Raw genomic sequence first — 14263 nt, 5'->3', positions numbered from 1 at the left:
TATTCCGCATTATGTTATTAACAAAAAAATCAGCCCGCCGTTTTCTGTATTTTAGTTTGATCATCTTATCGGTTACGACAGAATCAGCCCAGGCTCATAGTAAAAAAGACTCACTGTTAAGGCGCAAGACGATATTAAAGATGATGGATAAAGTGGCTGACTGGCAGCTGAATGAATGGAGCTCTAAAGGCATGCGGCACCCGGCCTATGATTGGACGAACGCGGCCTGTTATACCGGCCTGTATGCCTTTGGCTCGATGAAAGGCAATGAACGATACCTGGATACGCTGGTAAAAATCGGCACAAAACTGAAGTGGCAAACCGGACCTTCGCGGTTTATGGCTGATGATTATTGTATCGGGCAAACTTATTCGCTGCTTTCGGTAAAATATCACGACAGAAAGATGATGGCGCCGTTTATGCAATTAGCTGACAGCATAGCAGGCAAACCACATGACGAGTCGCTGGAGTGGAAAAACAATATTGCAAAACGCGAATGGGCCTGGTGCGATGCACTGTTTATGGGGCCGACAGCCTTAAGCTATTTGAGCACAGCCACGCATGATAAAAAATACCTGGACATAGCCACCAAACTTTGGTGGAAGACAACCGATTACTTGTATGATCCGGCTGAACACTTGTATTTCAGGGATGGGAGCTACCTCAACAAAAAAGAAAAAAATGGCAAAAAAGTATTTTGGTCGAGGGGTAATGGCTGGGTGCTGGCAGGCCTGGTAAGGGTAATGGAGAACATGCCGTCCAACAGTCCTGAAAAAGCAAAATTTGAAAAGCTCTACAGGGAAATGGCGTCGAAAATAGCTTCGCTCCAGCAGCCTGATGGCAGCTGGCATGCCTCTCTGCTGGACCCTGCAAGTTACCCGGTGAAGGAAACAAGCGGCACAGGCTTTTATTGCTATGCCTTACTATGGGGTCTAAACCATAACCTGCTTGCCCAGGCAACGTATTGGCCGGTCGTAAAGAAAGCATGGGCGGCGCTTGCTTCCTCTGTTCACGCCAACGGCATGCTGGGTTACGTACAACGCATTGGCGACAGCCCGGACATGGTTACGGCAGAAAGTACCGAAGTTTATGGCGTGGGGGCGCTTTTGCTTACCGGCGAGCAGCTTTACAAATATGTTAGTAAGCACCCGGATGCTAAATAAACTATTTACTTATCTTCAAGTTTTTCCACGAGCCATCTGAACCATAACCAGCCCAATAACCAAGCATAGTTCCATTCATGGGCTGGATCTGCTCAACCGTTAACGAAGGTGTTCGCTCGTTATTTACATACACTTTTACGGTTTTATCCTTTATATGGATAAGGACATGAAACCAGTCGTTGGCGCCCGGCGGAGTTTGCAACGACTGTTCGTATTTATTCGGAAATCTGTTGCGTAATATTTCCCAGTCGTACTTTGGTTCAGACACATATTGCACTGAATGTGATCGCCTCACTTTATCCGAAGCGTTAAAATTGAACGGCCGGAAATAAATACAGTCATAGGTGGTATCATTAACGCCATGAAAAGCAATGCCTACAAAGCTGCGCTGCAACATGTCTCTGCCTTTTATATCACATTCTATATTCCCGTCAGTAAATTTTACATCTTTCAGCCAGGCTATGCCGGCACTATTCCTGTCATTTAAATAAATGACGTCGGCATTTCCGGCTTTATTGATTGACAGGCTACGATTATAGACCTTAAAATCGCTTTGTTGCTGGGCAAAACAGATGCAGACACTAAGCATTAAGGCAGCGGTAAGAAATATCTTCATGATGCGGGTTTTGTTTGATATTGAGTTTAAATGCAGAGGCACAACAAATATACCATCCGCACATTCTCATGTAAATCAATCAATTTAACGAATACAGGCAATTCCGCTGTCCGCTTATGGCATCAAACTGTTCATTTACGGGCAGTGTACAGGCCATTTATAACTTAAATTTTATCGCAGCAGCGAATTACGTTCCTTGGCCAGTTTATTATAAACTAACCCATCGAGCAAGGCTGGAAAAAGCTTACCAATAAGTACCGTTAGCGTTCCTTCTCCGGTCATTATCAAAGTCCGTTTTCTTTTCTCCACTCCGTTAACAATTCGCCTTGCCACTTCCTGGCTGCTCATCATTTGCTCTTCATTCAGGGTGCTTTCGCGTTGCTCGTTACCTTCTTTATCCAGGGCCGTGTTGCGAATATTTGATGCGGTGAAGCCCGGGCAGGCCGTCAGGATATGTACCCCGGTTTTCAAATTCTCTACTCTCAGGGCATCCAAAAAACCATTCATTGCGAATTTTGAAGCAGAATACCCGGATCGGCCAGGCAGGCCTTTATAGCCTGCTATTGATGAAACACCGACAATAACACCGCGGGTTTTCAAGATCTCAGGCATTGCATATTTCGTGCAATAAACCGTGCCCCAGAAGTTCACATCCATTACAGATTTTAAAACCTTAAGGTCTGTATCTTTAAACAATGCCCGCATGGAAATCCCGGCATTATTTACTAACACATCAATTTTACCGAACGTAATTAAAGCCTGGCTGATCAGCGCTTTACAATCTTCTTCAATTGTAACGTCGCATTGCACCGCTACAGCTTTAATATTGAATTCCTGTTCGAGTTTTTGGGTAATAGCACACAGGTTTACAAAATGCCTTGCGCCGAGTATCAGGTTGGCGCCGCGTTTGGCAAATTCATGAGCAAGGGATTTTCCGATGCCGGAGGATGCACCGGTTATAACGATTACTTTATCATTTAACTTCATAAGTTGGAGGGAATAGCTGCGGGATACCCTTTACCTTAATTTCAGGTACCCTTATTAAATATTTGACCGCGAAGATAAACATCGCCCCATAAAAATATTTAATGTATTCCCAGCTAAATTTCTCCTGGTTTAAGCTCTCGTATTTAATGATATAAGTTTTGGGGAAGTAATAATTTTTAAAACCAGCAAGCCTTAAACGGTACGACAGATCAATACTGGCACCATGTGCAAAGAAACGTTCGTCAAGTAAGCCGGTTTCATTTAAAGCCGATTTGCGCAACAACATACAAGCGCCGTTCACTATATCGATTTCGGAAACCTGGAACTCCTCTACCCAGTCCTTGCGGTTCCGGTCGTAAAGGCGGGTTTTTGATAAATGTTTGGCAAAGCCGATAAGCTTTAAAAATGCCCCCCAGGTACTAGTTAAGCCATGGATAGATTCAGGCATAAAACGCCCTTGCGGACTAAGCATCCGCACAGTCATTCCACCGGCATTTACATGCTCATCCATAAAGCTTATCATTTTCTCAACCGAATCCTTGATGGTCATCGTATCAGCGTCCAGCAGCAAAATGTATTCACCGGCAGCTTGCTGTATGCCCTGGTTTTGCGCATGAGTAATCCCGAGGTTAGCTTCGTTAGCTATAACCGTTATACCTTCAAAATTATTTGCAAGCATCTCTAAAGAATTGTCATCCGAATTATTATCGACAACAATAATCTCATGCTCAATGCTTTTGCAGGCTTCAACTACAGACTGTACCGCCTGTTTAAGCAAGATGCGCGAATTGTGATTTACAAGGATTACGGATAGTTTCATACTCATTTCGACATGACATTTAGTGTAAGGATTAAGCGGCGTTAAAAAAATTTTAGAGCGCACTTTTGCCCTTTCAGGATCAAGTACCAAAACTCATGCCATGTAAAGAACCGCTGCAAGAATATGTGGAAATTTTACCGGCTTGTGCAAATTATACAGCCGTTATACAGCACTGAGCGGTTTTAAGATTAAGAAGTTGGGCTCCGCCTCCGCTAAAGTATCAGCCGGGTGTGCTGAAATAAATACGATATTTCGTTTTATTTCGACATGGCGTTAACGTAGGGTACGCGCGTAGCAATCGACCGCCCAAGCGTAATCTCATCTACATATTCCAATTCCCCGCCAAAAGCAATGCCGCGAGCGATGGTAGAGACGGTTATATCAAATGACTTTAGTCTTTTATCGAGGTAAAATATGGTGGTGTCGCCCTCCATCGTAGCGCTTAGTGCAAAGATGATCTCCTTTACCTCACCCTCTTTTAAGCGTTCCAGCAAAGGCTCTATCTGCAAATCGGAAGGACCGATGCCATCCATAGGCGAAATCAGTCCGCCTAAAACATGATATACGCCATTGTATTGATTGGTGTTCTCAATAGCCATCACGTCGCGCGTGTCTTCTACAACACAAATGGTGTTCTGGTCTCGCTTATGCGAGGCGCATATTTCGCAAACGGCTGAATCGGATATATTGAGGCAAACGCGGCAAAACTGTATTTCATTGCGCAGCTTGCTGATGGCAGTGCTGAATTTCTCTACATCCTGTACATCCTGATTGAGGAGATGCAACACGAGGCGTAACGCAGTCTTTTGCCCAACGCCGGGTAATTTGGCAAATTCGGCTACAGCATCTTCCAGTAATTTTGATGAGAAATTCATGTTACGAAGATAGGCATTACCAGGGAGGTTTGGAAAGTTAACCATAGAGACAAATAACGCACGTTGGCGCACTGAGCCCGTCCACCCTCCGTTCTCCGTTGAGCCTGCATTTTCACTCAGAGCCTCCGTGGTTAAAAATAAACGGGGCATGTTTTAAATATGTTACCCGATAACCCTTGTATTTTGCGTCAATTATAATCAACTTTAAAAAATCGAACTACTGGATTTTTATACTAAAAGAAAAGCATGTCGCCAGGAATACTACTCTCATTCATAATCGGATATTTTCTCGTACTACTTATAATTTCTTGGCTCACCTCCCGAAAATCATCAGATAATGATACTTTTTTTATTGCCAACCGTAATTCCAAATGGTATCTGGTTGCCTTTGGCATGATCGGCACAGCACTAAGTGGTGTCACGTTTATATCCGTTCCCGGCAAGGTTGGGGCAGTAACCGGCGACCAATTTGAATATTTTCAGTTCGTTTTAGGGAATGCTGCAGGCTTTATAGTGATTGCCCTGGTTCTGTTGCCGTTGTATTACCGGTTAAAGCTTACGTCGATATACAGCTACATTGAAGGCGCGCTAGGCGTGTGGAGTTATAAAACAGCCGCAGGTATATTTCTCATCAGCAGGATCATCGGCTCTTCGTTCAGGCTTTACCTGGTTGTGATCGTATTACAGAAATTTATCTTTGATAGTTATCATGTGCCGTTTGTGGTGACGGGGCTTATTTGTTTGGTGCTGATATGGTCTTACACATTTAAAGGCGGGTTAAAAACGATCATCATCACCGACAGTTTGCAGACGCTGTTCCTGGTATCGTCGGTATTTTTATCAATTTACTTTATCTGCCGCAGTCTTGATTATAATATTTTACAAGCTGCGGAAGCTGTAAAAGAGAGCAGCTATTCCAAAATCTTTTTCTTCAGCGATTTTCTGACCAGCAAATTCCATTTTACTAAGGCATTTTTAGGCGGACTTTTTATCACCGTCGCCATGACCGGGCTGGACCAGGATCTGATGCAGAAAAACCTCAGTTTAAAAAACATTCACGAGGCGCAAAAAAACATGTTCAGCTTTACCGGCGTGTTTGTTGTTATCAACATCTTCTTCTTGTGTGTCGGAGCTTTGTTGTATATGTATGCTGCCAAATACGGCATCACCGTTGAAAAGACCGATTACCTGTACCCAACCATCGCCCTTAAGTATCTTGGCATTGTACCTGCTATGGTGTTTATGCTCGGTTTAACGGCAGCTACCTTTGCCACAACAGATTCGGCTTTAACGGCACTTACCACTTCTTTTTGCGTCGATTTCCTGGGTTTTAATAAAAAGGGCGATGTAAACAGCAAGAAAATGGTGAGCACCCGGCACTATGTTCACATTATTTTTTCCGGCGCCATGCTGCTTACCATCGTGATATTCAACAGCATCAACAATACGGCAGTAGTTAATGCCATATTTAAGGTTGCGTCCTATACGTACGGTCCGCTGCTGGGGCTTTACTCGTTTGGGCTTTTCTTAGGTAAGCGGCAGGTAGCGGATAAACTCGTTCCGTTTATTTGCCTGGTATCGCCTGCAATATGTTATTACTTAAGTACAAATTCCGCTAAACTAATGGGCGGCTATGTTTTCGACAATGAACTGATCATTGTAAACGGACTGATAACGTTTATCGGTCTATGGGCAACTTCAGCTCCGAAAGCCCATAAGCTACGAAAGTCTGTAAGGCCCGCGTAATTGTTAGCAAATTCAAAACTTACCTATTCCATTATTGTAATATTATTGCAGATATCTAAAAACTTTCCGGACTTTACCGACTTTCGGACTTTACGGACTAAATACACAACATGACAGGTGAAGAGAAAATAAGACAAGCGTTTGAAAATAAAAACTGGCAGGAAATAAAAGTAACCGACTCCTGGCAGATATTCAAGATAATGGCCGAGTTTGTGGACGGCTTTGAGAAACTGGCAAAAATAGGCCCCTGCGTATCCATTTTCGGCTCCGCCCGCACCCACAACGATAATAAATACTATAAGATTGCTGAAGATACCGCCCGTATACTGACAGAGCGCGGCTATGGTGTCATTTCAGGCGGCGGCCCCGGTATTATGGAGGCGGCCAACAAAGGCGCCTACGAGGCGGGAGGTAAATCGGTAGGCTTAAACATAGAGCTGCCCTTTGAGCAGTTCCACAATAAGTATATCGACAGGGATAAACTGCTGGAATTTGATTACTTCTTTATCCGTAAGGTAATGTTTATGAAATATTCGCAGGGATTTATTGTACTACCCGGGGGCTTCGGCACACTCGATGAATCCTTCGAAGCGATAACCCTGATCCAAACCGGAAAAATCGCCCGTTTTCCCATTATCTTCGTGGGCGTTGATTACTGGAAGGGTTTATTTGACTGGATAGAGGAAAAGATGCTGAACGAAGAACACAACATTCACCCCGATGATCTGATGCTTTACCGCGTGGTGGATACCGCCGAGGAGGCAACAGAACATATCTTCCGCTTCTACGACAAGTATGTGCTGAAGCCGAACTTCTAACAGAAATTCTCTCCACAGGAAATTATGGCATAATTGCTTTAAGAGGCGCTTATCTCTAAATAAATATTTATCCTGTATTCGGTGATAAATATTTATTTTGCAGGCTATGCACAAACCTAAAAAGCAGGCCGCCCTTGGCTTCATTTTCGCGACGTTGTTTATCGACATTATGGGGTTGGCCATTATCATCCCCGTAATACCCAAACTGATTGAAAAATTAATTCACGGCGATGTAAGCGATGCTTCGTGGTATGGCGGCTGGCTAACTGCAGCTTATGCCATCATGCAGTTTCTGTTCGCCCCCGTAATCGGGAACCTGAGCGACCGGTTCGGGCGCAGGCCGGTATTGCTTTGTTCGTTACTGGGTTTTGCTGTCGATTATTCCTTTTCGGCCTTTGCGCCTACCATTGGCTGGCTGTTTGTGGGCCGTATTGTGGCAGGCATAACTGGTGCAAGCTATACTACCGCCAATGCCTATATCGCCGACATCAGTGAACCCGAAAAACGCGCGGCTAATTTCGGCCTGGTGGGTGTGGCTTTTGGCCTAGGTTTTATTATCGGGCCTGCACTGGGCGGTTTTCTCGGAAAACTCGACGTTCACTATCCATTTATCGCTGCCGCTGCGCTGGCATTGCTGAATGCCATTTATGGTTATTTTATATTGCCTGAGTCGCTGCCGGAAGAACACCGGCGTCCCTTTGAACTAAAGCGCGCCAACCCGCTGGGCACGCTGCTCCAACTTAAAAAGTACAAATCCGTTATCGGGCTGGCTGCTTCATTGTTTTTAATCTATATGGCCGGACAAGCGGTGCAGAGCGTCTGGACCTATTATACCATGCAAAAATTTAACTGGGACAACAGCACGGTAGGTTTTTCTCTTGCCTTTGTCGGCGTATTAACTGCCGGTGTGCAGGGCGGGCTTATCAGGGTAATTTTACCAAAACTTGGTAATGAGCGAAGTATATGGATAGGTTTGCTGTTGTATGCTTCGGGACTTATACTTTTTGCATTTGCTTCAAAAGGCTGGATGATGTTTGCATTCCTTATCCCCTATTGCCTGGGCGGAATTGCCGGGCCGGCCATACAGGGATATATCAGCAGCAGCGTGCCGCCGAGCGCACAAGGCGAATTGCAGGGCGGCTTAACCAGCCTGATGAGTATCAGTGCGATATTTGGCCCGCTGTTAATGACTGAAACGTTTTACTACTTTACCAAGCCCAACCCGTTCTTTCAGTTTCCCGGTGCCCCCTATGTTATCGGCTCCATACTGATGTTATTGAGCGCCATCCTGGCTGTAAGAAGTTTTAAAAAGGGAAAGTCGGCCCCGGTGGCGGTTGGCGACCAAGTTTCAACCAATCTTTGATCGTCAACAAAAAAACAAAACTTTTACACGCAAAAATCCTTTTTCACATTGAACTAACCGTATGGCAAAACGTAAAAAGAAGACCGCAGCCCTCGGATTTATTTTCGTAACCATTTTTATCGATGTGCTGGGCCTGGGCATTATTATCCCTGTTTTGCCAAAACTGCTGGAAGTACTGGGTAATATCAATATCAGTAAAGCATCCACCTATATCGGCTGGCTTACTTTTGTTTATGCGTCCATGCAGTTTGTGTTCGCCTCGGTAATGGGTAACCTGAGCGACACGTATGGGCGCCGCCCCATCCTGCTGATCTCATTGTTCGGGTTTGCGATAGATTACCTGGTAATGGCCTTTGCACCATCAATTGCCTGGCTTTTTGTGGGGCGTACCATTGCAGGCATATGCGGAGCCAGTACCTCTACCGCGACTGCCTATATAGCCGATATCAGCCGGGGCAATAAGCGGGCCGCCAATTTTGGTTTGGTCGGGGCAGCGTCGGCGTTGGGGCTCATCATCGGTATAGCGCTGGGTGCTTATCTTAGTGCCATAAACTTAAGGTTTCCCTTTATGGCAGCTGCTGCCTTTGCCTTTGCCAACGGCTTTTATGGCCTGTTTGTGCTGCCCGAATCCCTGGCTCCGCGGTACCGCCGGAAATTTGAATGGAGCCGGGCAAATCCGTTTTTATCCTTATGGCGTATTTATCAAAAGCGCCCTGGGCTGGCCGGGCTGCTGACTGCGGCAGGTATTGTGTATATCGCACAGAAAGCGGTGGAATACCTGCTATCAACTTATTTATATGAAAAATTCGACTGGACGCCTGCCAGTGTAGGTACGCTGGGCTTATTCATCGGCCTGATCTTGGTAGGCATACAGGGCGGACTGATCCGGTATACCGTGCCGAAATACGGGCATAAAAAAAATATTATATGGGGATTGGTATTTTATGCCATCGGCCTTGCGCTGATAGCATTTGCGTCAAAGGGCTGGATGGTTTATCTCTGTATGATCCCGTATTGCCTCGGGGGACTATCGGGCCCGGCCCTGCAGGGCATCGCTACTGAAGAAGTAGCCAAAAATGAGCAGGGGGAACTACAGGGGGCCTTTGCTATTCTGAACAGTATCAGTTTGGTTATAGGGCCGTTGTTGTTGAGCTACGTGTTTTTCTTTTTTACCAAAAGTCCGCGATCTGTTCATTTTCCGGGTGCGCCGTATTTGTTATCTGCGATTTTGATGCTGATCAGTACGGTTATTGCTGTGAGGAGTTTTAGGAAAGCGTGATTTAATGACTACTTCTATCACACGGTTCTCAAAAGTATGTTTATGATATAACTTCAGACTTCAGCGCCGCTCATTTGCCGCGGAGGCTGTTACTTTGTCTTGATAGGAGCCCATATACGTGTTATCGCTTTCTTATCCTGTATCTGAAAAGTTTCTATGCCCTGCCCATCGCACAGGCCGGCGGCATTTCCGGCTTTTTCCCGAGGCTTCTCTGCTGACGGATTCCAAATGATGCTTTCGTTACATTTAATAGTAATTGATTGGTTGATTGAGTTGGATTAAGTTAGGTTGATTAAGTTGATAGACTATGGATACCATCAGTAACAAAATCCGGTTTTAGCGATTACTCCAAAATACTGTAAATCAAAAAAATACTGCAATCGTGTTAAAGACCTGAAACACCGCCGGAAATTACAAATTTCATCATGTCGGCAGCGCTTTTGTCGATGGGTTTTACTTTATCGGCAGAGATAATGATGACTTGCCCGGCAAAGGAGTATGACCATGGAAAATATACCGCTACGTGGCCCGGAAGGCCCAGGGCTGTAAGATCCTTCTGTGTTACAAACCCTATCTTTTTTACGCCGAATTCATTGATCTCGACCAATACGGGCTCGTTAAATTTCTTTTCTTCACCAACAAAAGCCTCGGTTAAGTCTTTGATGGATGAATACAGGAATTTGAATAATGGCAGACGGTTAAGCCAGCGGTAAAACCAGCGTTTTATCGGGTCGGTAACTACGTTGGTTACCAGTATGCCGGCCACCAGTATAATAACAATAACATTTAAGATGCCGAGACCGGGGATATACATCGGCTTGCCATGGGCATCCGTCCATAAATAATCGCTGAGGTTGAGCGAGGTATCTATTGTTTTTACCGCCCAAAAAATCAGGAAAAATGCAGCGCCGAGGGGGACTACTATTAACAGCCCTTTAATAAAATACCGTAAAAGTGCGCGCGCTATTTGCTTCATTCGTTTATATCCTACTCATAAAAATACACCCTTTTTACCCTTTGCGAAACATTGGTTAAAATTTCATAGGGGATGGTGCCTATCTGGTTGGCCAGCTCATTTATACGCTGTTCTTCGTTAAATATTATTACTTCGTCGCCTTCCGTTACGTCGATACCGGTAACGTCTATCATGCACATGTCCATAGTGATGTTGCCAACAGTTGGTACCAACTGCCCTTTTACCAGCATCCTGCCTACGCCATTACCAAAGGCACGTAAATAGCCGTCGGCGTAACCTATGCGTACGGTGGCAATTTTGCCGTCCTTCGCCAGGCTGCCACTGCGGCTGTAGCTGATGGTCTCGCCGGCTTGTACTTTTTTTACCTGGGCGATACTTGTTTTCAGGCTGGCGATGGGCTGCAGGCCGGTGTCGGGGGTTTCCATGCCCATATCAATGCCGTAAAGACCAATGCCCAATCGCACCATATCATAATGCGCCTGCGGCCAGCGGATAATGCCCGATGTATTGCTCAGGTGCTTAATCACCTTATAACCCAACGTTTTTTCTATCTGCTTGTAAGCCTTTTCAAAGCGCTCGATCTGGCTTTTGGTAAACTCGTCATGCTGCTGATCTTCACTGGCTACCAAATGCGAAAATATGGACTGCACATGTACATAGCGGTTTTCTTCCAGCAAATCGCAAAGCATTTCCACATCCGCATTTTCGAAGCCCAGGCGGTGCATGCCGGTATCTATTTTGATGTGAATGGGATAGTTGAGCACATTTTTTTCCTGCGCGTATTTAATATAATCGTCAAACAGGCCGAAGCTGTAAATTACCGGCTCCAGTTTAAATTCCGTCAGCTTGTCAAAGGCGGAGGCCTCGGGGTTCAGTATCATGATCGGCAGACTGATGCCTGTATTGCGCAAAGCCACACCTTCATCAATATAGGCTACCGCCAGGTAGTCCACATTATTATATTCCAGGATATTGGCCACCTCGAACGTGCCGCTTCCGTAGCTGAACGCCTTTACCATCGCCATCACCTTTGTGCCCTTTTTTAACTTAGAGCGGTAAAAGTTAAGGTTGTTCAACAAGGCGTTCAGGTTGATCTCTAAAATGGTTTCATGTGCCTTTTGTACCAATACACGGCTGATAAGTTCAAACTCAAAGCTGCGCGACCCTTTTATGAGTATGGTTTCATCCCTGAAGTTGAGGGTGCGCAAATGCTGCAGCATGGCCGGCGTATCCGGGTAAAAGAATTTCTCCGCCACTTCAAAATAATCCTTGTGGTTCAGCAAGGCCTCTCCCACGCCGATGAATTTATCCACCTGCTTGAGCTTTATTAAATCAGCCACCTGCCTGTACAGTACGCCGGCCTGCAAGCCGGACTGGTAGATATCCGACAGGATCACCGTTTTTTTATGGTGCTGATTTTGCTGCGTTAGAAAGTTCAGGGCAATTTCCAGCGATTGCAGGTCGGAGTTGTAGCTGTCATCGATCACAGAGCAATCGTTGATGCCGTTTTTAAGCTCAAGCCGCATGCTTACAGCGCTCAGATGTTCTATGCGGTCGTCGGTGTCAATAGGGCTGTAGCCCATGGCCAGCATGGTCGCCCAGCAAAGGGTAGCATTTTCGATAGACGCTTCATCTAAAAATGGGATCAAACACTCAATTTCCCTTTCCTTATAAATCGCCCTCAGGTAATAGTTTTTCGAGATGGCTGTCCCGCTGAAAACATACAGATCAGCCTGTTTAAATTCGGTGCTCCAGGTAAAGCGTTCTTTGGCTGTAATGTCGTCTTCAAACCCAAGCGATTGCTCATAATTATATACCAGCAGGCGGCAATTTTTAAACAGCTTCAGCTTCTCACGTACCTTTTGCTCGCGGCTTTCAAAACCTTCGTCGTGCGCCGGGCCCATATGGGTCAACACGCCTACCGAGGGTTTCAGAATGGCTTCCAGCTTATCCATTTCGCCAATGGTGGATATGCCGGCCTCGAAGATGCCCAGGTCGTTCTTCTCGTTTATCAGCCAAACCGAAAGCGGCACACCGATCTGCGAATTATAGCTTTTGGGGTTGCGTACAATGTTTTTGTCGGGCGCCATCAGCTGGTACAGCCATTCCTTTACAATGGTTTTGCCGTTGCTGCCCGTAATGCCTATCACTTCCAAATCAAACCGGCTGCGGTGGTACGCTGCCAGCGTTTGCAGTGCGGCCAGTACATCATCCACCATTAAAAAATTGGCTTCCGGCGCTTTTATTTCGCTGCCCTGCCGCACCACAAAATTGCGGACGCCTGCGGCATAGGCCGAGGCGATAAATTCATGGCCATTCCTCCTGCCGCTCAGCGCAAAAAACAAAGCGCCTGCCGGGTTGCTGATGCGGCGGCTATCCGTTAATAAGGTATTAATGGGATAATCTTTAACAATGGCGCCCCCGGCGTTCAGAATTTGCTTTATTTCGGCGATAGTGTACTGGTTGCTGAGCATGGCACGAATTTGCTGATATTTCTGTAGATAGAAGAATTTTTAGCGATTTTTGGTTTTACATGGACGAACCAAAAAGTGTTTGCTTAAAGTGGCCTGCGATATGGGCTCGCGTTAGGCCTCACCCTGCCCTCTCCAATGGAGAGGGTGCTCAATTACACGAAGTTTAAGTGCTCTACTTTGGATAGGATTTCGCTTAGGCGATACGAGCTTTCTTACATAAACGAGATATGATTTAATGGACGAACTTAAAAAATTAAAAATAACCGACCCCAAAGCCGCCCTTGCCAAAGCAGAGCATTACTGTGCCTACCAGGAACGTGCCCAGCAGGAAGTAAGGGACAAACTGTATGAATGGGGCCTGTGGCCGGATGCTGTTGAAAATATCATTGGTGAACTGATCAGTACTAATTTTTTAAATGAGGAACGCTTTGCCAAAGCCTATGCGCAGGGCAAGTTTAACCAGAAAGGCTGGGGAAAAAACAAGATTAAGCAAGGCCTGAAGTTTAAAAAAGTGCCCGATGTTTTGATTAAGAAAGCGCTGCAGGCCATTCCGGATGATGATTACAGGCTGGCGCTGGAGGCTATTTTGACAAAAAAAGCCAGGACGATTGAGGAAAAGAACAACCTGAAACGCCGCTTTAAACTACAACAGTACGCTTTAGGCCGCGGTTTTGAAAACGATTTGATTTTAGATATTTTGAAAACCAGCGACTTATAAAAAACTTTAAAAAAAGTTAAATTTTATCTTGCAGAAAATCCTTTTCTGCCTATATTTGCACTCCCGCAAACGAGGTAAGATGTTCAGCAAGTAAACATCGGGTTGCAGGAATGAAAAAATGCGAAAGTAGCTCAGTTGGTAGAGCACGACCTTGCCAAGGTCGGGGTCGCGAGTTCGAATCTCGTCTTTCGCTCCAAATCCCTTCCAAAACAGAAGGGATTTATTGTTAAAGGTTAGTATATTAGCCAAAACAATGGAACCACGCCTAGGTGGTGGAACTGGTAGACACGCAGGACTTAAAATCCTGTTCGCCTTAAAGCGAGTGCGGGTTCGATTCCCGCCCTAGGTACAAAGAGTCCGTCTCATAAGTAAAATTATGAGGCGGTTTTTTTGTATAAGCGGGAGAGATTTTGTAAATTAAAGGCATG

Annotated in this window: 12 protein-coding genes and 2 tRNA genes; 8 read left to right on the top strand and 6 right to left on the bottom strand. The window is 45.4% G+C overall.

What is annotated here, in order from left to right; translation table 11 throughout:
- Positions 1–11 precede the first annotated feature (11 nt).
- A complete protein-coding gene (locus Q3W13_RS14925) occupies positions 12–1163 on the top strand; it encodes a glycoside hydrolase family 105 protein (protein ID WP_302865073.1) in 1152 nt (383 codons plus the stop codon).
- A gap of 1 nt (position 1164) precedes the next feature.
- Here Q3W13_RS14925 and Q3W13_RS14920 read toward each other — a convergent pair whose 3' ends face one another.
- The 4 genes from Q3W13_RS14920 to recR all read right to left on the bottom strand — a co-directional run bounded on the left by Q3W13_RS14920 (position 1165) and on the right by recR (position 4461).
- Positions 1165–1779 (bottom strand): hypothetical protein, encoded by a 615-nt coding sequence (locus Q3W13_RS14920; RefSeq protein ID WP_302865072.1) that lies wholly within the window; start codon positions 1777–1779, stop codon positions 1165–1167.
- 171 nt (positions 1780–1950) lie between these two features.
- Entirely contained in the window at positions 1951–2766 is an 816-nt protein-coding gene (locus tag Q3W13_RS14915) for an SDR family oxidoreductase (RefSeq protein WP_302865071.1), read from the bottom strand.
- Positions 2753–3592: a glycosyltransferase family 2 protein gene (locus tag Q3W13_RS14910; protein WP_302865070.1), complete on the bottom strand. Its 840-nt coding sequence runs from the start codon at positions 3590–3592 to the stop codon at positions 2753–2755. The genes Q3W13_RS14915 and Q3W13_RS14910 overlap by 14 nt, the downstream gene beginning before the upstream one ends.
- Before the next feature lie 251 nt (positions 3593–3843).
- Entirely contained in the window at positions 3844–4461 is a 618-nt protein-coding gene (recR, locus tag Q3W13_RS14905; protein ID WP_302865267.1) for a recombination mediator RecR, read from the bottom strand.
- A 246-nt stretch (positions 4462–4707) separates the two neighbouring features.
- On the opposite strand from recR, the gene Q3W13_RS14900 reads away from it, so the two are divergent.
- The 4 genes from Q3W13_RS14900 (at position 4708) to Q3W13_RS14885 (ending at position 9667) form a co-directional block, all read left to right on the top strand.
- On the top strand, positions 4708–6207 hold the full coding sequence (locus Q3W13_RS14900) for a sodium:solute symporter (protein ID WP_302865067.1): 1500 nt from the start codon (positions 4708–4710) through the stop codon (positions 6205–6207).
- Positions 6208–6317: 110 nt separating this feature from the next.
- Complete coding sequence (locus tag Q3W13_RS14895) at positions 6318–7025, top strand: TIGR00730 family Rossman fold protein (protein WP_302865065.1); 708 nt, start codon at positions 6318–6320, stop codon at positions 7023–7025.
- Between the two features lie 106 nt (positions 7026–7131).
- Positions 7132–8388, top strand: a complete 1257-nt coding sequence (locus Q3W13_RS14890; protein ID WP_302865064.1) for a TCR/Tet family MFS transporter — start codon at positions 7132–7134, stop codon at positions 8386–8388.
- A gap of 61 nt (positions 8389–8449) precedes the next feature.
- Positions 8450–9667, top strand: coding sequence for a TCR/Tet family MFS transporter (locus Q3W13_RS14885; protein ID WP_302865062.1), 1218 nt, complete (start codon positions 8450–8452; stop codon positions 9665–9667).
- A 385-nt stretch (positions 9668–10052) separates the two neighbouring features.
- On the opposite strand, the gene Q3W13_RS14880 is transcribed toward Q3W13_RS14885, so the two are convergent.
- Positions 10053–10643: a DUF502 domain-containing protein gene (locus Q3W13_RS14880; RefSeq protein WP_302865060.1), complete on the bottom strand. Its 591-nt coding sequence runs from the start codon at positions 10641–10643 to the stop codon at positions 10053–10055.
- Positions 10644–10654: 11 nt separating this feature from the next.
- Positions 10655–13117 carry a bifunctional UDP-N-acetylmuramoyl-tripeptide:D-alanyl-D-alanine ligase/alanine racemase gene (locus Q3W13_RS14875; protein WP_302865059.1) on the bottom strand — a complete coding sequence of 821 codons (2463 nt, stop codon included), beginning with the start codon at positions 13115–13117 and terminating at the stop codon, positions 10655–10657.
- 235 nt (positions 13118–13352) lie between these two features.
- Here Q3W13_RS14875 and Q3W13_RS14870 point away from each other — a divergent pair, with 235 nt between their 5' ends.
- The 3 genes from Q3W13_RS14870 to Q3W13_RS14860 all read left to right on the top strand — a co-directional run bounded on the left by Q3W13_RS14870 (position 13353) and on the right by Q3W13_RS14860 (position 14184).
- Positions 13353–13835 carry a regulatory protein RecX gene (locus tag Q3W13_RS14870; RefSeq protein WP_302865058.1) on the top strand — a complete coding sequence of 161 codons (483 nt, stop codon included), beginning with the start codon at positions 13353–13355 and terminating at the stop codon, positions 13833–13835.
- Between the two features lie 120 nt (positions 13836–13955).
- A tRNA-Gly gene (locus Q3W13_RS14865) sits at positions 13956–14031 on the top strand.
- 67 nt (positions 14032–14098) lie between these two features.
- Positions 14099–14184, top strand: a tRNA-Leu gene (locus tag Q3W13_RS14860).
- Positions 14185–14263: the final 79 nt, after the last annotated feature.

Origin of the sequence: Mucilaginibacter sp. L3T2-6, assembly GCF_030519355.1 — a bacterium.
In the GTDB taxonomy this organism is placed as follows: Bacteria; Bacteroidota; Bacteroidia; order Sphingobacteriales; family Sphingobacteriaceae; genus Mucilaginibacter.
Note: the sequence above shows the minus strand (reverse complement) of the source record. Positions and strands in the feature narration are given on the sequence as shown.